The following is a 19,203-nucleotide window of genomic DNA, read 5'->3' on the forward strand; positions in this document are numbered from 1 at the left end:
CTTCGCCAAAAGAAAGTAGCCAAAGAAAAGGCGACCCCACTGTCTGCGACCCTCCGCTTCGCTGCGGGCAACCTGCGGTGCTCGCGTTTCGCGGGGTCTCGCCCAAACTCGCTTCGCTCAAACAAGGGCGAGCCCTGATCCGCGAAACGCTGCGCTCCTCGGCGCATACAGAGGGGAGGGCGAACCACACGGGCCTTTGCTTCGCTCGGCCACCAAGCCACTGCGGCGCGCAGCGCCGCGGTGGTTGGTATTGAGTTGGGCTCTTGGTATTGGGCCGAGCGAAGCGAAGGCCGCCCGCTCCCACCCCTTCTGTATGCGCCGAGGAGCGCAGATGGAGGCGGGATCAGGGCCGCAGCTGTTTGAGCGAAGCGAGTTCTGCGGACCCCCGCCGGAATCGAGCACCGCAGGTTGCCCGTAGCGAAGCGGAGGGACGCAGACAGTAGGGTCGCCTTTCTTTTGCCTACGTTTCTTTGGCGAAGCAAAGAAAAGTAGGTCGCCCGCCGGGGCGAGACCCGGCCCCGGAAAACAACCCCCAAGCAAAACTCAAAGAATCAACCAGCCGTCCGCTCCACCAGATCATCATCAATATGCGGATCAGCCGGCAGCCCCCGCAGCTTGCGCACCGTCCGCCGCATCCAGTGCTCGATGTCGTCCACATAAGTGAACACCGCCGGCACCACCAGCAGGCTCAGCACCGTGGAAGTGATCAACCCGCCGATCACCGCCATCGCCATCGGCGAGCGGAAGCTTGAATCCGCGGTGCCAAGGCCCACCGCAATCGGCAGCATGCCGGCGCCCATGGCCAGCGTGGTCATGATGATGGGCCGCGCGCGCTTGTGGCAGGCGTCGCGCAGCGCGTCCCAGCGGCTCATGCCGTGGTCGCGGCGCGCCACGATGGCGTATTCCACCAGCAGGATCGAGTTCTTGGTGGCAATGCCCATCAGCATGATCAGGCCGATCAGCGACGGCATCGACAGCGCCTTCTGCCCGATCAGGAGGCCCACGAAGGCGCCGCCGAGCGCCAGCGGCAGTGCGCAGAGGATCGTCACCGGATGCAGGAAGTCCTTGAACAGCAGCACCAGCACGATGTAGATGCACAGCACGCCTGTCAGCATCGCAAGGCCGAAGCTGTTGAACAGCTCGGTCATCACCTCGGCGTCGCCCACTTCGGTCACGCGCACGCCGGGCGGCAGCTTCTGGATCGAGGGCAGCGCCGTAACCGCGGTCTTGGCATCGCCCAGGCCCACGCCCGACAGCTCGATCTCGAAGTTGACGTTGCGCGAGCGGTCGTAGCGGTCGATGACGGCGGGGCCGCCTTCCATCGTGAGCGAGGCCACCTGGCTCAGCATGACCGGGCCGCGCGCGCCGGGCACCGAGAGGCGGCCGAGCAGGTCGAGGTTCTGCCGCGCCGAGTCCTCCAGCTTCACCACGATGGGCACCTGCCGCTGCGCGAGGTTGAGCTTGGCCAGCGCCTGGTCGTAGTCGCCCAGCGTGGCCACGCGCAGCGTCTCGGCGATGGCCGAGCTGGTCACGCCCAGGTCGGCGGCGCGCGCGAAGTCGGGGCGCACGGCGATCTCGGGGCGGATCAGGCTTGCGGTGGAAGTGATGTTGCCGAGGCCGGGCACCGTGCGCAGGTCTTTCTCGACTGCGCTGGCGGCGCTGGCCAGCGCGGCGGGGTCTTCACCCGTGAGCGCGAGGATGTATTTTTCGCCCGAGCCGCCCAGGCCCACGGTGCTGCGCACGCCGGGCAGCGTTTCGAGCGCGGCGCGGATCTGGTTCTCGATCACCTGCTTGCGCGGCCGGTCGCCGCGCTCGTCGAGCTTGATGGTGAGCGTGGCCTTGCGCGTCTCGGGCGTGCCGAAGTTGGCGAACGGATCGCCGCCCGCGCTGCCGCCGGCCACGGTGGTGTAGACGCTGCGCACATGGTCGATCTTCATCACGCGGTGGCGCGTTTCCTCCGCGGCCGCGGTGGTCTGCGCAAGCGTGGAGCCGGGCGCGAGCGACAGGTAGATCTGCGTCTGCGAGTTGTCGTCGGGCGGAATGAAGCCGGTCTTCAGCAGCGGAATCATCGCCAGCGAACCGAAGAAGAACAGGGTGGCGAGCACCATCGTCTTGAAGCGGTGGTGCGTGCTCCATTCCACGGCGCGCATGTAGGCCGTGAGCCAGCGCGGCTCCTTTTCGGCGCCCACCACGGGCTTGAGGATGTAGGCCGCCATCATCGGTGTGAGCACCCGCGCCACCACCAGCGAAGCGAACACCGCCAGCGAGGCCGTCCAGCCGAACTGCTTGAAGAACTTGCCGGCCACGCCGCTCATGAAGGCGGTGGGCAGGAACACCGCGATCAGCGTGAAGGTGGTGGCGATCACCGCCAGCCCGATCTCGTCGGCCGCCTCCATGGCCGCCTCGTAGGGCGACTTGCCCATGCGCAGGTGGCGCACGATGTTCTCCACTTCCACGATGGCATCGTCCACCAATATGCCGACCACCAGCGAGAGCGCGAGCAGCGAGATCACGTTGACCGAAAAGCCCAGCAGGTGCATGCCGATGAAGGCCGGTATCACGGACATGGGCAGCGCCACGGCCGAGACGAAAGTGGCGCGCCAGTCGCGCAGGAACAGCCACACCACGATCACGGCCAGGATCGCACCCTCGTACAGCAGGTGCAGCGAGCCTTCGTACTCTTCTTCCACCGGCTCGACGAAATTGAATGCCTCGGTCAGCTCGATGTCGGGGCGCTGCGCGCGCAGCTCGGCCAGCGCCTTCTGGATCGCGCGGCCCACCTCGACCTCGCTCGCGCCGCGGCTGCGCGCCACCTCGAAGCCGACCACCGGCTTGCCGTTGAGCAGCGCCGCGGCGCGCGGCTCGGCGATGGTGTCGCTGATGCGCGCCACCTGGTCGAGCCGGATGCGGCGGCCGTCGGAAAGCGCGATCTGCATGTCGGCCAGCTGGTCGGCCGACTGCACGGTGGCCAGGGTGCGCACCGGCTGCTCGCTGCCGCCCAGGTCGATGCGGCCGCCCGCGCTTTCGGTCTGCACCTGGCGCAGCTGGCGCGAGATGTCGGCCGCCGACGCGCCCAGCGCCTGCAGCTTGGCCGGATCGAGGTCGACGTGCACCTGGCGCGTGACGCCGCCCACGCGGTTCACTGCGCCCACGCCGGGCAGCGCGAGCAGCTTCTTGGTGATGTCGTTGTCCACGAACCAGCTCAGCGCCTCGGCGTCCATGCGCGACGAGGCGATGGTGAAGGCCAGCACCGGCTGCGCCGCGAAGTCGAGCTTGGTGACCACCGGGTCGCGCACGTCGGCCGGCAGGTCGGCGCGCACGCGTTGCACTGCGGAGCGCACGTCGTCCACGGCTTCCTGCACCGGCTTCTCGAGGCGGAACTCGACGATCAGCGTGGCGGCGCCGTCCTGCACCTTGGTGGTGATGTGCTTGAGGCCCTGCACCGTGGCAATGGAGTTCTCGAGCTTGCGCGCGACGTCGGTCTCCAGCTGCGAAGGCGCGGCGCCGGGCAGCGAGGCCGAGACCGTCACGGTCGGCAGGTCGATGTCCGGAAAGTTCTGCACCTTCATGGCGTTGAAGGACAGCAGCCCGCCGAAGGAGAGCAGCACGAACAGCATCACCGCCGGAATCGGGTTGCGGATGGACCAGGCGGAGACGTTCATGGGCGTGCCCTCGTTTCGCCGTTGCCCTGGCCACCCGCGGCAGCCGAGGCCGGCGCTGCGGCGGGCCGGGCGCCTGCGGCTGCCGGCGCCGGCGGCGCCACCACGCGTACCAGGTCGCCGTCGTTCAAAAAGCCTGCGCCCTGCACCACGATCTGCGCGCCCTCGGGCAGCGCGCTGGTGATCTCCACGCGCTCGCCGACGCGGCGGCCGGTCTGCACCTTCAACTGCACCACGCGGTTGTCGGGCTGCAGCACGAAGACGTTGTTGAAGCCGTCGCGCGGAACGATGGAGCTCTGCGGCACGGTGGGTGCGGAGCTGCGCCCCAGTTCGAATTCGCCGCGCGCGAACATGCCGGCCTTGATGCCGGTGTTCTGCTGCACGTTCGGCAGGTCGACATAGACCAGCGCCGCGCGGGTCTGCGGATCGACCGTGGGCGCGATGCTGCGCACCTTGCCGCGCACCTGCGCGCCGCTCGCGCTCACCACGAAGGCGGTGGTGCCCACGGCAATGCGGCTGAGCTCGGCCGAGGTGACTTCGGCGCGCCATTCGAGCCGGCCCTGGCGGATCAGGCGGAACAGCTCGGTGCCGGCGGCCACCACGCTGCCGACCGTGGCGGTGCGAGAGGAGATCACGCCGTCGTCGGGCGCCAGCACCTGCGTGTTGCGGCCGCGCACTTCCTGCGCCGCGAGCACGGCTTCGGCGGCCTCGACGCGCGCCTTGGCGGTCTGCTCGGCCGTCTGGTACTGGTTGATCTGCTGCTGGCTCAGTGCGCCGGTGGCCTGCAGCGTGCGGGCGCGCGCCGCGTTGCCCGCGGCATCGGCCGCGGTGGCCCTGGCCTCGGCGAGCGAGGCGCGCGATTGCGCAATGTCCGCGCGCACCGTCTCGGGCGAGAACACGGCCAGCAGCTGGCCCTTCTTGACCACGTCGCCCACGTTCACGCGCACCTCGGCAAGCCGGAGGCCGCTGGACTCGGAGCCCACGCTGGCCTCCTGCCAGGCCGCCACGTTGCCGTTGGCCGCGAGCGTGAGGGTCAGCTCGGTGGCTTCGGGTTTGGCCACGGTCACGGTCAGCGTCGGCCGGGAGGCGGGCGTGGCGGCCTTGCCCTTGGCGGCGGCGGCCGGCGTGCCGGCTTCGTTCGCGGGCTTGCGGGTCAGCCACACGGCCGCGGCGATGATGACGACCAGCGCCAGCAGCGCGATGGCAAGGGTGGAGCGTTTGATTCTTTTCATGGCGACGTCGCGACCTTGGCGGCCGGGTTGGAAGTCATTGAGGGCGATTCGGGGCGGGTCCAGCCGCCGCCCATGGAGCGGTACAGCGCCACCCAGGCTTCGGTGCGCTCGCGCTGCAGCGAGACGCGCGCGGTCTGCGCGGCAAAGAGCGTACGGCGTGAATCCTCGAGCTCGAACAGGCTGGCCAGGCCGCTTTGGTAGCGCGCCTGGGTGGCGTCGAACGAGGCCTGGTAGTTCTTCACCGCCGCATCGGCATCGGCTGCGCGCGCATCGGTGGCCTCGAGGTTGACCAGCGCTTCCTCCACCTCGCGCACCGCCTGCCGCACGTTCGCGCGGTAGAGCGACACGGCCTCGGTGTAGCGCGCCTTGGCCGCGTCGCTGTTGGCCGCACGGGCACCGCCGTCGAGCAGCGGCACGGTGAGCGACACCGGTCCGATCGTCCAGGTGTCGAGCGACTCGCGGAAGCCGCTGGTGCGGATCTGCATGCGGCCGATCGAACCCGAGATGCTGAGCCTGGGATAGCGCTCGGCCTCGGCGGAGCCCACGTCGGCGCTGGCCGACGCCACGCCGAGTTCGGCTGCGTACACGTCGGGCCGCTGCGAGATCGCCTCGGCCGGCACGCTGGCGATGCTGCCAACCGCGGGCAGCGTGCGCTGCGCGGGCGAGGCGGCGAGCTTGCGTTCAAGCGTGGGTTCGTCGATGCCGCTGAGCGCCACCAGCGCCTTGCGCTGCACCGCGCACACCGCGCGCTGCTGGGTCAGGCGGCCCGAGGCGTCCGAGGCGCTGGCGCGTGCGAGCGCGGCATCGGCCGGCGCGGTGAAACCGGCGCGCGCCGACAGGTCGGTGAGGCGTGCGGTTTCGCCGCGCGACTTGGCGTCGGACTCGGACACGCGCAGCTGCTGCTGGCAGGCACGTTCGGCGAAGTACGCGTTGGCCGTTTCGGCCGCGACGGCCACGCGGGCCTCGTGCCACTTGGCGGTGGCGCTGCTCAGCTTCTGCTCGGCCGAATCGCGGTCGGCACGCAGGCGGCCGAACAGGTCGATTTCCCATTTGGACTGCAGGCCGGCCTGTAGCGTGGTCAGCGGCGCGATGGCAGCCGTGCTGCTGCTGGACGAGGAAGCCGCGCCCCCCGAGCCGAAGGAGGAGCCCGAGACGCCGCGGCTGGCTGATGCCGTAGCGTCCAGGTTGGGCAGCAGCGCCGCGCCGGCCTGCACGCGCGTCGAACGCGCCTCGGCCACGCGCGCCGCGGCGCTGGCGAGATTGGGGCTTGCGGCCTCGGCCGCGGCAATCAGCTCGACCAGCAGCGGATCGTCCAGCTGGCGCCACCAGTCGGCCAACGATGCCAGCGAACCGCCGTGCGGCAGCGGTGCATGCCATTGGGCCGGGAAGGGCGCCTCGACCGCGGCCGGCGGACGCGTCAGGCCGCAGCCCGCAAGGCCGAGACCCAGGCCCAGCGCCAGGCCAAGGGCGGCAATCGATCGGAGTCGTCTCATGTCTTCTTTCTCCCGGAACGGGCGGGCGCGGCCGCGGGCTTGGCGGCGGTTTGGCGGCGCAGGGCTTCGGCCTCGACCAGTGCAACGGCATAGCCCGTGAGGCGCTGCGCCCAGGTGTCCACGCTGCGCGGCGTGTTCAGCAGGGAGGGGCGTATCGCCTCGACGAGGTCCTGGCTCACGAAAAGCTGCATCGCCAGGCCCGTGATGGCAAAGCTCAGGCGGTGCACGTCGTCGTCGGGCCGCGCGAGGCCCAGGCGCCGGCACAGGATGCGCGCAATGGCATTGTGCGGACCCTTGATGTCGCGCTCCATCTCCTCGGCCCACTGGCTGGTCGGCTCGAGCATTTCGCGCAGGTGCAGCTGGATGCACTGGCGCACGATCTCTCCCTGCTTGAGCGGCTCGATCATGCGCGTGAAGAAGATCTGCAGCGCCTCTTCCAGCGGCAGCTCGGGCGCGGCATAGAGCGAGATGAAATCGCCCGCATTGCCGCCCATCGGCTCGCCGAAGGTGGCGGCATACAGCCCGGCCTTGTCGCCGAAGTAGTAGCTGATGGCCGAGATGTTCACGCCCGCGGCGCGCGCGATCTCGCGGGTCGAGGTCTTGGCGAAGCCATTGGCGGCGAACAGCGCGAGGGCGGCGTAGAGCAGGCGCTGGCGTGCTTCGACGCCGTCGCTGCGCGGTGCGCGGGCGGAAAGTGCTTGCAGGGCGGAGGCGCTCATGCCGGCGATTAGACCATGCAGCAAATCAAACGTTTGATTTACTTATGGCGGGATGAGGGCTTTCTTCGCATGGGCGGCGAATGTGCTTTTGACGCATTTCCGCCGGCCGCATCGATGCCGCCGCAAGCGGCCCCGGCGAGCGGCCGAATGAGGCGCGCTACGATCCGCCCATGTCCGCCGTTCCGCCCGCCGCCGCATCGCCCGCCCTGCCTCTGGATGCCGAAGGCATCCTTGCGCTGGCCGCGCGCTCGATGTTCCATCTGTTCTCGAGCATCAGCCAGGGCATGTTCCTGGTGGACCGCAGCGGGCGCATCGTGTGGGTCAACGAAGGCTATCGCCGCTTCCTGCCGGCGCTGGGCTTTTCCTCGATCGACCAGTTCCTCGGACACATGGTCGAGGACGTCATTCCCAACACGCAGATGCGGCGCGTGCTCGAGACCGGCGAGCCGATCCTGGTCGACCTGCTCGACAACAAGGCGGGCACCTTCGTGGTCAGCCGCATCCCGCTGCGCGCCGAAAGCGACGGGCGCGCGGGGCGGGCGGGAGAAGTCATCGGCGCCATCGGCATCGTGCTGTTCGACCAGCCCGAGACCACGCTGCAGCCGCTCATCAGCAAGTTCGCGCTGCTGCAGCGCGACCTCGACGACGCGCGGCGCGAGCTCGCCACCCAGCGCAACAACCCGCTCTACCAGCACGCCGCCGACGGGCAGCGCCGCTCCAAGTACACCTTTGCCAGCTTCATCGGCAGCAGCCCGGCCGCGGTGGAGGTCAAGCGCCATGCGCGGCGCGCCGCGCAGTCCGCGAGCCCGGTGCTGCTGCTGGGCGAAACGGGCACCGGCAAGGAACTGCTCGCACATGCCATCCATGCGGCCTCGGCGCGGGCCAAGGGGCAGTTCGTCAGCGTCAACATCGCGGCCGTGCCGGACACCTTGCTGGAGGCCGAGTTCTTCGGCTTCGCGCCGGGTGCCTTCACCGGCGCCGACAGGCGAGGGCGCGAGGGCAAGTTCAAGCTGGCCGACGGCGGCAGCCTGTTCCTCGACGAGATCGGCGACATGCCGCTCGGCCTGCAGGCCAAGCTGCTGCGCGCATTGCAGGAGGGCGAGATCGAGCCGCTCGGCTCCAACAAGCTGGTGCCCTTCGATGCGCGCGTGATCGCCGCCACCTCGCGCGACCTGCCCGAGCTGGTGCGCCGCGGCCAGTTCCGCGAAGACCTGTACTACCGCCTCAACGTGCTGCCCTTGCGCGTGCCGCCGCTGCGCGAGCGGCGCAGCGACATTCCGGCGCTGGTCGAAGCGCTGGGCGAAGACATGGCGCTGCGCAGCGGCGAAGCGCCGCCCGAGCTCACGCCCGATGCGCTCGCGCTGCTGGCCGGCCAGCACTGGCGCGGCAACATCCGCGAGCTGCGCAACGTGCTGGAGCAGGTCACGATGCGCAGCGACTCGCAGCGCATCGACGCCGCGCAGCTCGAGCGCATCCTGCGCGAAGCCGGGCTGGAGCAGATCGAATTGCCCGCCACGCTGCAGAGCGCGCACGACGCCGACGAAGAGGCGCTGCTGCTGCGGCCGCTCGCGCAGCAGGTGGCCGAGCTGGAGCGCAAGGCGATTGCCGCGGCGCTCACGGCCACCGGCGGCAACAAGCTGGCCACGTCGAGGCTGCTCGGCATTTCGCGCGCCACGCTCTACGAGCGCATGACGAACCAGGAGCGGCCGGCGTGAAGCCGCCGAGCCTCGCGCGCCGCATCGGCCCGGAGCGAGCGAACCCGTGAGCGTGCGTGCCCTGCGTTCCACCTTCGGCCCCAACTGCCATTGGTGCGGCCTGGCCATGGACTTCGACGAGCCGCACGGCAGGCCCGAGTCCGCGACCATCGAGCACCTGGTCGATTCGACGCTCGGCGGCGTGCGATCGCAGAAGCACCGCCGGCTCGCGCATGCCGCCTGCAACCATGCGCGCAACGAGTTCCGCATGCAGGCCGAACGCCAGTTCCAGAGCTGGATCGCGGCGCGCCAGGCCTCCGAGAAAACCCTGACCGATAAATAGACAGTTGATTGAAATTCATACACTCCAAGTGTTCTGAATTCAGTCGAAAGGCGCATCTTCCCAATGAAGAAGCGTTTGGTATCAAGGGGTTAGCAGATGGCACGAAGTGTGCAATATTCAGTCACCTATTTCAGGAGACACAGAATGAACCGTCGCCACCTCGTCGCCCTGGCTGCACTCGCCGCCGGCGCCGCCGCAGCCCCCGCCTGGGCCCAGTCCAACGAAATCCGCATCGCCCACATCTACAGCAAGACCGGTCCGCTCGAGGCCTACGGCAAGCAGACCCAGACCGGCCTGATGATGGGCCTGGACTACGCCACCGGCGGCACGATGATGGTCAACGGCAAGAAGCTCGTGGTCATCGAGAAGGACGACCAGGGCAAGCCCGACCTGGGCAAGTCGCTGCTCGCCGCCGCGTACTCCGACGACAAGGCCGCGCTGGCCGTGGGCCCCACGGCTTCGGGCGTGGCGCTGGCCATGCTGCCGGTGGCCGAGGAATACAAGAAGATCCTGGTCGTGGAGCCCGCGGTGGCCGACTCGATCACCGGCGACAAGTGGAACAAGTACATCTTCCGCACCGGACGCAATTCGAGCCAGGACGCGATCAGCAACGCGGTGGCCGCCGACGCGAGCGACATCTCCATGGTCATGCTGGCGCAGGACTGGGCCTTTGGCCGCGATGGCGTGAAGGCATTCAAGGACGCGCTGAAGAAGACCAAGATCGTCCACGAGGAATATCTGCCGCCAGCCACAACCGACTTCACCGCGGGCATTCAGCGCATGGTCGATGCGCTGAAGGACAAGCCCGGCCGCAAGGTGATCGCCGTGGTGTGGGCGGGCGCCACCACCCCTTTCAACGCGCTGGCCGATGCCGAGCTGAAGAAGCGCTACAACATCGACGTGGCCACGGGCGGCAATATTCTGCCCGCCATGACTGCGTACAAGCGTTTCCCGGGCATGGAAGGCGCTACGTACTACTACTTCGGCATCCCGAAGAACCCCGTCAACGAGGCGCTGGTGGCCGCGCACTACAAGCAGTTCAAGGCACCGCCGGACTTCTTCACGGCCGGCGGCTTCTCGGCCGCAATGGCGGTGGTCACAGCGCTCAAGAAGACGGGCGGCGACACCGGCACCAACAAGCTCATCGGCGCCATGGAAGGCATGAGCTTCGACACGCCCAAGGGCAAGATGACCTTCCGCAAGGAAGACCACCAGGCGATGCAGTCGATGTACCACTTCAAGATCAAGGCCGACCCGGCCTTCGCCTGGGGCGTGCCGGAGCTCGTGCGCGAGATCAAGCCTGAAGAGATGGACATTCCCATCAAGAACAAGAGGTAGGGCTCGCCCTTTCAATTCGTGCGAATTCGCCCCGGCATGGCCGCCGGGCGAAGCGCCAGCCTGCGCGCCCAGCGGCCGATTCGTCAGCAATCCAGCAAGCGTTCGATAGACCTGCAACAGAAGGAGACAGCGATGGCAGCGATGCGATGGAAAAACTGGAAGGGATGGGCCGCGGCTGCGGCGATCACGATGGCGGCAGGGCAGGCCGCGACGGCGGCGGTGCCATTGCCGTCGCTCGGCGCCAACCCGGCGGAGGTGAGCGTGTCCGGCCTGTCGGCGGGCGGCTTCATGGCCGTGCAATTGCACGTGGCCTATTCGGCCACCTTCAAGCGCGGTGCCGGCGTGGTGGCCGGCGGGCCGTACTACTGCGCAGAGGGCTCGGTGCTCAACGCCACCGGCCGCTGCATGGCGCACGGCAGCAGCATTCCGGTGTCGACACTGGTCAGCACCACCAACAGCTGGGCCGCCAGTGGCGCGATCGACCCGGTGTCGAACATGGCGAGCTCGAAGGTGTACCTGTTCTCGGGCACTTCGGACAACACCGTCAAGACCGCGGTGATGGACGACCTCAAGACCTACTACCAGAGCTTCGTGCCCGCGGCCAACACGGTCTACAGGAACAACATCGGCGCCGGCCACGCGATGGTCACCGACGACTACGGCGGCGCCTGCGGCACCACCGCCGCGCCCTACATCAACAACTGCGGCTTCGACCTGGCGGGCGAGATCCTCACGCAGCTCTACGGTCCGCTGAACCCGCGCAACAACGGCACGCTGGGCGGCAGCTTCACCGAGTTCAACCAGTCGGAATTCATCACCGGCCACGGCGTGGCGGCCACCGGCTGGATCTACGTGCCGCAGGCCTGCACCACCGCGTCATGCCGCGTGCACCTGGTGCTGCATGGCTGCAAGCAGAACTACACCGACGTGGGCGACCAGTACGTGAAGAAGACCGGCTACAACCGCTGGGCCGACACCAACAACATCGTGCTGATCTACCCGCAGACCAGCACCGGCGCCACCAACAGCTGCTGGGACTGGTGGGGCTACGACAACGCGAACTACGCAAAGAAGTCGGGCCCGCAGATGGCGGCGCTCAAGGCCATGGTCGACCGCGTGACCGGCTCCGGCGGCGGCTCGTCGCTGCCCGCGCCCACCGGCGTGGGCACCTCGGGCGCGACCAGCAGCAGCATGGTGATCGGCTGGGCCGGCGTCACGGGTGCGAGCGGCTACAACGTCTACCGCGGCGGCAGCAAGGTCAACGCGGCGCCGGTGGCCGGCACCAACTACACCGACACCGGCCTGGCCCCGTCCACCACCTACAGCTGGACCGTGGCGGCGCTGGACGCCGGCAATGCGCAAGGCGCGATGTCGGCCGCGGCCACGGGCACCACGCTCGCTGGCAGCGGTGGCGGCGGAACCTGCTACACCGCCAGCAACTACGCGCACACCGTGGCGGGCCGCGCCTACGCGCTGTGGGGCCTTACCTATGCCTATGGCTCGGGCCAGTCGATGGGCCTGTGGAACGTCTACGTGACCACCACGCTCAAGCAGACCGGGCCCAACTACTACGTGATCGGCACCTGCTGAGGCCGATCCGCACTACCTTTCTTATTTGCCATGACCCACGATGCTTGAGACCAAAGACCTGACCATCCGCTTCGGCGGGCACGTGGCCGTCAACGGCGTGAGCTGCGCCTTCGCGCCGGGCACGCTGACGGCCATCGTCGGCCCCAACGGCGCGGGCAAGACCACCTACTTCAACCTGATCTCGGGCCAGCTCAAGGCGAGCGCGGGCACGGTGTCGCTCGACGGGCAGCTGCTGTCGGGCCTGTCGCCGTCAGCGCGCACGCACGCGGGGCTGGGGCGGGCCTTCCAGCTCACCAACCTGTTCCCGAACCTCACGGTGCTGGAGAACGTGCGCCTCGCGGTGCAGGCCACGCGGGAGGGCGCGCACCGGCGCGGCCTCAACCTCTGGAGCATCTGGAGCGACCACAAGGCACTGACCGAGCGCGCCGACCAGATCCTCGCGGACGTGGCGCTGAAGTCGCGCGAGCACGCGACGGTGGCGAGCCTGCCGCACGGCGACCAGCGCAAGCTCGAGGTGGCGCTGCTGATGGCGCTCGAACCCAAGGTCTTCATGTTCGACGAGCCCACGGCCGGCATGAACGCGGCCGAGGCGCCGGTCATCCTGGACCTGATCCGCAGGCTCAAGCAGGACAAGACCAAGACCATTCTCCTGGTCGAACACAAGATGGACGTGGTGCGCGAACTCGCGGACCGCATCATCGTGCTGCACAACGGCACGCTGGTGGCGGATGGCGAACCGGCGGAGGTGATTGCCTCGCCGGTGGTGCAGGAAGCCTACCTGGGCATTGCGAAGGAGGCTGCGGCATGAAGACAGCCCTGACGAATTTCTCCCTCCCCTCCCGGGGGAGGGCAGGGGTGGGGGCTCGCGGCCCTGACACCGCCGCCGCCTTCCAAGCGCCGCTCGCCCCCATCCCAACCTTCCCCCGGAAGGGGAAGGAGCAAGACCGATGAGCACTCAGAACCTGCTGACCCTCGAAGGCGTGCACACGCACATCGGGGCGTACCACATCCTCCACGGCGTCGACCTGGCGGTGCCGCGCGGCCAGCTCACCATGCTGCTGGGCCGCAACGGCGCGGGCAAGACGACCACGCTTCGGACCATCATGGGCCTGTGGCATGCGTCAGAGGGCCGGGTGCGCTTTGGCGACAAGGACATCGCTGCGATGCACACGCCGCAGATCGCCGAACTCGGCATTGCCTACGTGCCCGAGAACATGGGCATCTTCTCCGACCTCACGGTGAAGGAGAACATGCTGCTGGCCGCGCGCGGGGCCAAGAACGCGGCGCAGATCGACGACACGCGCCTCAAGTGGATCTTCAAGCTCTTTCCCGCGGTGGAGAAGTTCTGGAACCATCCGGCCGGCAAGCTCTCGGGCGGGCAGAAGCAGATGCTCGCGGTGTCGCGCGCGATCGTCGAGCCGCGCGAGCTGCTGCTGATCGACGAGCCCAGCAAGGGCCTGGCGCCCGTGATGATCAACAACATGATCGACGCCTTCGCCGAGCTCAAGGCCAGCGGCGTGACGATCCTGCTGGTGGAGCAGAACATCAACTTCGCCCAGCGCCTGGGCGACAACGTCGCGGTGATGGACAACGGCCGCGTGGTGCACAGCGGCTCGATGGCGGCGTTTTCCGCGGACGCGCAATTGCAGCAATCTTTATTGGGTCTCGCGCTATGACGTATTCGATGTCTTGTCCCCTCTCCCGCTTGCGGGAGAGGGCCAGGGTGAGGGCAGGCGGCCTGCGCAAAGGCCATGCCCTCACATCGGTGCTGCTGGCCCTCACCCCAACCCTCTCCCGGAGGGAGAGGGAGCAAGAAAGGAAAGCGCAGAAATGAAAGCACTCGACTTCGACTGGAAGCCGCTGCTTCTCGCCCCGATCCTCGCGCTGGCCGCGCTGCCGCTCACGGGCTCGTTCTCGACCTGGCTCACGCTCACGGTCGCGGGGCTGGCGATGGGCATGATCATCTTCATCATCGCCTCGGGCCTCACGCTGGTGTTCGGGCTGATGGACGTGCTCAACTTCGGCCACGGCGTGTTCATTGCGCTCGGCGCCTTCGTGGCCAGCAGCGTGCTCGGCCTGATGGGCGACTGGACCGGTTCGGGCGAGCTGTGGCGCAACCTCGTTGCCGTGTTCCCCGCGATGCTGGTCGCCATGGTGGTGGCCAGCGCGGTCGGCCTTGCGTTCGAGCGCTTCATCGTGCGGCCGGTGTACGGCCAGCACCTGAAGCAGATCCTCATCACCATGGGCGGCATGATCATCGGCGAGGAGCTCATCAAGGTGATCTGGGGCCCGGCGCAAATCCCGCTGCCGCTGCCCGAGGCGCTGCGCGGCTCGCTGTTCGTGGCGGACGCGGCCATCAGCAAGTACCGGCTGCTCGCGGTGGCGGTGGGCGTGGTGGTGTTCGGGCTGCTCGCATGGACGCTCGCGCGCACCAAGATCGGCCTCCTGATCCGCGCCGGCGTGCAGGACCGCGAGATGGTCGAGTCGCTGGGCTACCGCATCGGCCGGCTGTTCGTCGGCGTATTCGTGGTGGGCAGTGCGCTGGCGGGCCTGGGCGGCGTGATGTGGGGGCTGTTCCAGCAGAACCTGGTGCCGCAGATGGGCGCGCAGGTCAACGTGCTGATCTTCATCGTGATCATCATCGGCGGGCTCGGCTCGACGGGCGGCGCGCTCATTGGCGCGCTGCTGGTGGGGCTCATGACCAACTACATCGGCTTCCTGCTGCCCACGCTCACGCAGTTCGCGAGCATCCTGCTGATGGTGGCGGTGCTGCTGTGGCGCCCGCAGGGCGTGTACCCGGTGGCGAATCGTTGAGAAAGAAGAAGCTGCCATGTTCCTGAAACGACTTCTCTCCAACGACATGCCCCGAAGCCGCCTGCTGGCGCTGCTGCTGGTGGCGCTGTTCATCGCGCTGGCGTTGGCGCCGTTCATCTTCCCGGGCGTGAAGGCGCTCAGCGTGGCGGCCAAGGTCCTGGTGTTCGTGGTGCTGGTCGCGAGCTTCGACCTGCTCCTGGGCTACACCGGCATCGTGAGCTTCGCGCACACCATGTTCTTCGGCATCGGCGCCTATGGCATTGCCATCTCGGCGTCGCGGCTCGGGCCCAATTGGGGCGCGGTGCTGCTCGGGCTCGCGGCATCGCTCGCGGTCTCGCTGGTGCTCTCGTTCGCCATCGGGCTGTTCTCGCTCAGGGTGCGCGCGATCTTCTTCGCGATGATCACGCTGGCGGTGGCCTCGGCCTTCCAGACGCTGGCCTCGCAGCTGTCGGACTTCACCGGCGGCGAGGACGGCCTGACCTTCAAGCTGCCCGAGCTGATCTCGCCGAGCTTCGAGTTCTCCGAAGACCCTTTCCTCGGCGTCTCGCTCGATGGCCGGCTGCTGTGCTACTACCTGCTCTTCGTGGCTGCGGTGGTGCTGGTGCTCGCGCTGCTGCGCATCGTGAATTCGCCCTTCGGCCGCGTGCTGCAGGCCATCCGCGAGAACGAATTCCGCGCCGAGGCCATCGGCTACCGCGTGGTGGTGTACCGCACCACGGCGGCCGTGCTATCGGCACTCTTTGCCACGCTGGCCGGCGCCATGCTCGCGATCTGGCTGCGCTACAACGGGCCCGACACCTCGCTGAGCTTCGAGATCATGATCGACGTGCTGCTGATCGTGGTGATCGGCGGCATGGGCACGATCTACGGCGCGGCCATTGGCGCGGTGCTGTTCGTGGTGGCGCAGAGTTACCTGCAGGACCTGCTGCGCGTGGGCAGCGAGGCCGCGAGCGGGCTGCCATGGCTCGCGGCGTTGTTGTCGCCCGACCGCTGGCTGCTGTGGCTGGGCGTGCTGTTCGTGCTCTCGGTCTATTACTTTCCGACCGGCATCGTCGGCAAGCTTCGGGCGAGGGCCGCGCGATGAGCAGCGATCTTCCGGTTCCGTCTTCCCACTACGCGCAGCTCGCGGACCGCGAGATCCATTGGCTCGACTGGGGCGCACCGGACGCGCCGGTCGTCATTGCCTGGCACGGCCTTGCGCGCACCTGCCGCGACATGGACGAGCTGGCGCAGCACTTTGCCGCGCGCGGCTTCCGCGTGATCTGCCCCGACACCATCGGCCGGGGCCTGAGCCAGTGGAGCCCGCTGCCCGACGAGGAGTACCAGCTCTCGTTCTATGCGCGCATGGCCGGTGCGCTGTGCGACGAGTTGCGGCTGGACCGCGTGCATTGGGTCGGCACCTCGATGGGCGGCGCCATCGGCACGGTCTGCGCGTCGGGCCTGTTCGAGCCGCGCATGAAGGCGCGCATTGCGAGCCTCACGCTCAACGACAACGCGCCGCAGCTCGCGCAGGCGGCCATCGAGCGCATCCGCGCCTATGCCGGCGAGCCGCCCGCCTTCGGCACGGTGGCCGAGCTGGAGGCGTTCTTCCGCACGGTCTACAAGCCCTATGGCTGGCTCAGCGATGCGCAGTGGCGCCGCCTGACCGAAAGCTCCACGCGCCGCCTGCCCGACGGCCGCGTGACGCCGCATTACGACCCGGCGATGGTCCGGCAGTTCAGCGCGCACGACAACGACTACCTGATCTGGCCGCACTACGACGTGATCGAGGCGCCGGTGCTGTGCCTGCGCGGTGCCGAGTCGGACCTGGTGCTGCCCGAGGTGACACAGCAGATGCAGCAGCGGGGGCCGGGCGCCGCCGGACTGCTGAAGGTGGTCGAAATCCAGGGGTGCGGCCACGCACCCGCGCTCAACGTGCCCGAACAACTGCAGCTGATCGAAGGGTTTATCCGGTCCGCCGGCCGCTAGGCGCGCGTCGGCGAGACAATCGCCGCCGATTTCCAACCACAAGGATCCACGCCATGGCGCTTTCGATGTACGACCTTTCCGTGCCGGTCTTCTCCCGCGGACTCGGCCAGCTGACCCACCTGCTCGAGAAGAGCCTGGCGCACGCCAGGGCCAACGACATCGATCCGGCCACGCTGGTGGACGCGAGGCTGGCACCGGACATGCTCACGCTGGCCGGCCAGATCCAGCGCGCGAGCGATGCCGCGAAGCTCGGCGTGGCGCGCATCGCGGGCATCACGGCGCCGAGCTTTCCCGACGAGGAAAAGACCTACGACGATCTGCTGGCCCGCATCGCGAAGACGCAGGAGTTCCTCGCGACCGTGGAACGCACGCTGGTCGATGGCCAGGAGGAGCGCGCCGTGACCATCAAGACGCGCGAGGGCGAGGCGCATTTCACCGCGCAGCGCTACCTGCTGCAGTTCGCGCTGCCCAACTTCTTCTTCCATGTGACCACCGCCTACGACGTGCTGCGCCACAAGGGCATGCCGATCGGCAAGATGGACTATCTGGGCAAGCTCTGAGCGCTGGCGGCGGGCCGGGTGGGCCAGCCCGCCAGGTTGCGCTCGGCAATGCCCCCCAGCGCGGTGATCCATGCCGGGCTGTCATTGAGGCAGGGGATGTAGCTGAAGGTCTGGCCGCCCGCATGCAGGAAGGCTTCACGGCCCTCCATGGCAATTTCTTCGAGCGTCTCGAGGCAGTCGGCCGGAAAGCCTGGGCAGACCACGTCGACACGCTTCACGCCGCTTGCGCCGAGCTCGCGCAGGGTCGGCTCGGTGTAGGGCTCGAGCCACTTGGCGCGGCCGAAACGCGACTGGAAGGTGACGCGGTATCCCGTCGCCGCAAGGCCCAGCCGCGCCGCGAGCAGGCGCGCGGTTTCGAGGCACTGGGCCTGGTAGGGATCGCCAAGCGCGATGTTGCGCACCGGAATGCCGTGGAAGCTCATCAGCAGCAGCTCGCCGCGGCCCTCGCGCTTCCAGTGCGCTTCGATGCCGAGTGCCAGTGCCTCGATGTAGGCCGGATCGTCGTGGTACTGGTTGACGAAGCGGAACTCCGGGATGCGGCGCTGGCCGCGGCCCCAGTCGTTCACCGCATCGATCACGCTGGCCGTGGTGGTGGCCGAATACTGTGGATAGGCCTGCAGCACCAGCACGCGCGTGGCGCCTTCGGCCTGCAGCGCATCGAGCCGCGAAGCGATCGACGGGCTGGCGTAGCGCATGGCGTCCTGCACCGCCACGCGGTGGCCGCGCTCGCCGAGCCAGCCGGCGAGCAGCGTGGCCTGCTTGCGGGTCCACACCTTCAGCGGCGAACCCTCGGCCATCCAGATGCTCGCGTACTTGGCGGCCGATTTGGCGGGCCGCACGCGCAGGATGATGCCGTGCAGGATCAGCGCCCAGAGCAGCCTGGGAATCTCGACCACGCGCGGATCGCCGAGAAACTCCGCCAGGTAGGGCCGCACGGCGGCCGCGGTCGGGGCATCGGGCGAGCCCAGGTTGCACCAGAGGATGGCGGTGCGTTCGATGGCGCGCTGGGGGTCGATGGAACCGCGGTTCCCGTTGTCTTGAGGCATGCGATATTCTCGGGCATGACCTCCGCTTCCACGGCGCCGGCAAGCGCCGCGCCCCTCGACATCAAGCGCATCTCGGCGATCTCGCTCGACCTGGACGACACCCTCTGGCCGATCTGGCCGACCATCGAGCGCGCCGAGACCGTGCTGCAGCAATGGCTGCTGCGCGAGGCACCCAAGACCGCCTCGCTGCTGCTGACGCCGGGCGTCTTGCGCGAGCTGCGCGAAGCCACCGCCAAGGAGCGCTCCGACCTGGCGCACGACCTGAGTGCGTTGCGCCGCGAGTCGATCCGCGCGGCACTCAGGCACGCGGGCGAAGACCCGGCGCTGGCCGATCCGGCCTTCGATGCCTTCTTTGCCGAACGCCAGCGCGTGACGCTCTACGAAGACGCGCTGCCGGCCCTCAAGTGGCTCAGCGAGCGCTATCCGCTGGTGGCGGTGTCGAACGGCAATGCGGACATCCACCAGACCGGCGTCGGCCGATGGTTCCGCACCGCGTTCAACGCGCGCGCCTTCGGCAGCGGCAAGCCGCATGCGCCGATCTTCCGCGCCGCGGCCGCATCGGTCGGCCTGTTGCCCAAGGACGTGCTGCACGTGGGCGACGACGCCGAGCTCGACGTGGTCGGCGCGCTCAACGCCGGCATGCAGGCGGCCTGGCTGGTGCGCGACGAGCGCCCGTGGGTGCATGGCGCGCGGCCCCAGCTGATCGTGCCGAACCTGCACGCGCTGTGCGTGGCGCTCGGCGCCTGA

General features: G+C 68.5%; 16 protein-coding genes. 11 read left to right on the forward strand and 5 right to left on the reverse strand.

Translation table 11 applies throughout. From position 1 onward, the window contains the following. Positions 1–551 precede the first annotated feature (551 nt). The 4 genes from AC1DSC_RS31035 to AC1DSC_RS31050 are packed head-to-tail and all read right to left on the reverse strand — an operon-like array spanning position 552 to position 7,103. Positions 552–3,662 (reverse strand): efflux RND transporter permease subunit, encoded by a 3,111-nt coding sequence (locus AC1DSC_RS31035; protein WP_012747520.1) that lies wholly within the window; start codon positions 3,660–3,662, stop codon positions 552–554. Next, positions 3,659–4,891: an efflux RND transporter periplasmic adaptor subunit gene (locus AC1DSC_RS31040; protein ID WP_012747521.1), complete on the reverse strand. Its 1,233-nt coding sequence runs from the start codon at positions 4,889–4,891 to the stop codon at positions 3,659–3,661. Before AC1DSC_RS31040 ends, AC1DSC_RS31035 begins: the two co-directional genes overlap by 4 nt. After that, a complete protein-coding gene (locus AC1DSC_RS31045; RefSeq protein WP_012747522.1) occupies positions 4,888–6,384 on the reverse strand; it encodes an efflux transporter outer membrane subunit in 1,497 nt (498 codons plus the stop codon). Before AC1DSC_RS31045 ends, AC1DSC_RS31040 begins: the two co-directional genes overlap by 4 nt. Beyond that, a complete protein-coding gene (locus AC1DSC_RS31050) occupies positions 6,381–7,103 on the reverse strand; it encodes a CerR family C-terminal domain-containing protein (RefSeq protein WP_012747523.1) in 723 nt (240 codons plus the stop codon). Before AC1DSC_RS31050 ends, AC1DSC_RS31045 begins: the two co-directional genes overlap by 4 nt. A gap of 170 nt (positions 7,104–7,273) precedes the next feature. Here AC1DSC_RS31050 and AC1DSC_RS31055 point away from each other — a divergent pair, with 170 nt between their 5' ends. From AC1DSC_RS31055 to AC1DSC_RS31100, 10 genes are all read left to right on the forward strand, one after another. Then, a complete protein-coding gene (locus AC1DSC_RS31055; RefSeq protein ID WP_012747524.1) occupies positions 7,274–8,818 on the forward strand; it encodes a sigma-54-dependent Fis family transcriptional regulator in 1,545 nt (514 codons plus the stop codon). A gap of 46 nt (positions 8,819–8,864) precedes the next feature. Then, positions 8,865–9,140: a hypothetical protein gene (locus tag AC1DSC_RS31060; protein WP_041945495.1), complete on the forward strand. Its 276-nt coding sequence runs from the start codon at positions 8,865–8,867 to the stop codon at positions 9,138–9,140. A gap of 144 nt (positions 9,141–9,284) precedes the next feature. Further along, a complete protein-coding gene (locus tag AC1DSC_RS31065) occupies positions 9,285–10,478 on the forward strand; it encodes a substrate-binding domain-containing protein (RefSeq protein ID WP_012747525.1) in 1,194 nt (397 codons plus the stop codon). Between the two features lie 132 nt (positions 10,479–10,610). Continuing rightward, positions 10,611–12,068 carry an extracellular catalytic domain type 2 short-chain-length polyhydroxyalkanoate depolymerase gene (locus tag AC1DSC_RS31070; protein WP_012747526.1) on the forward strand — a complete coding sequence of 486 codons (1,458 nt, stop codon included), beginning with the start codon at positions 10,611–10,613 and terminating at the stop codon, positions 12,066–12,068. Positions 12,069–12,108: 40 nt separating this feature from the next. Continuing rightward, complete coding sequence (locus tag AC1DSC_RS31075) at positions 12,109–12,876, forward strand: ABC transporter ATP-binding protein (RefSeq protein WP_012747527.1); 768 nt, start codon at positions 12,109–12,111, stop codon at positions 12,874–12,876. Between the two features lie 139 nt (positions 12,877–13,015). After that, on the forward strand, positions 13,016–13,744 hold the full coding sequence (locus AC1DSC_RS31080; protein WP_012747529.1) for an ABC transporter ATP-binding protein: 729 nt from the start codon (positions 13,016–13,018) through the stop codon (positions 13,742–13,744). Between the two features lie 154 nt (positions 13,745–13,898). Continuing rightward, a complete protein-coding gene (locus AC1DSC_RS31085; protein ID WP_012747530.1) occupies positions 13,899–14,882 on the forward strand; it encodes a branched-chain amino acid ABC transporter permease in 984 nt (327 codons plus the stop codon). Between the two features lie 16 nt (positions 14,883–14,898). Beyond that, positions 14,899–15,966 carry a branched-chain amino acid ABC transporter permease gene (locus AC1DSC_RS31090; protein ID WP_012747531.1) on the forward strand — a complete coding sequence of 356 codons (1,068 nt, stop codon included), beginning with the start codon at positions 14,899–14,901 and terminating at the stop codon, positions 15,964–15,966. Further along, on the forward strand, positions 15,963–16,850 hold the full coding sequence (locus AC1DSC_RS31095; protein WP_012747532.1) for an alpha/beta fold hydrolase: 888 nt from the start codon (positions 15,963–15,965) through the stop codon (positions 16,848–16,850). The genes AC1DSC_RS31090 and AC1DSC_RS31095 overlap by 4 nt, the downstream gene beginning before the upstream one ends. Before the next feature lie 53 nt (positions 16,851–16,903). Then, on the forward strand, positions 16,904–17,410 hold the full coding sequence (locus AC1DSC_RS31100) for a DUF1993 domain-containing protein (protein WP_012747533.1): 507 nt from the start codon (positions 16,904–16,906) through the stop codon (positions 17,408–17,410). Here AC1DSC_RS31100 and hemH read toward each other — a convergent pair. Continuing rightward, positions 17,392–18,456, reverse strand: coding sequence for a ferrochelatase (gene hemH, locus AC1DSC_RS31105; RefSeq protein ID WP_012747534.1), 1,065 nt, complete (start codon positions 18,454–18,456; stop codon positions 17,392–17,394). The genes AC1DSC_RS31100 and hemH overlap by 19 nt on opposite strands. A gap of 15 nt (positions 18,457–18,471) precedes the next feature. Between hemH and AC1DSC_RS31110 the strand changes: the two genes are divergently transcribed. Next, positions 18,472–19,203, forward strand: coding sequence for an HAD family hydrolase (locus AC1DSC_RS31110; protein WP_012747610.1), 732 nt, complete (start codon positions 18,472–18,474; stop codon positions 19,201–19,203).

The sequence above is a fragment of the Variovorax sp. 01N425 genome (assembly GCF_056399465.1).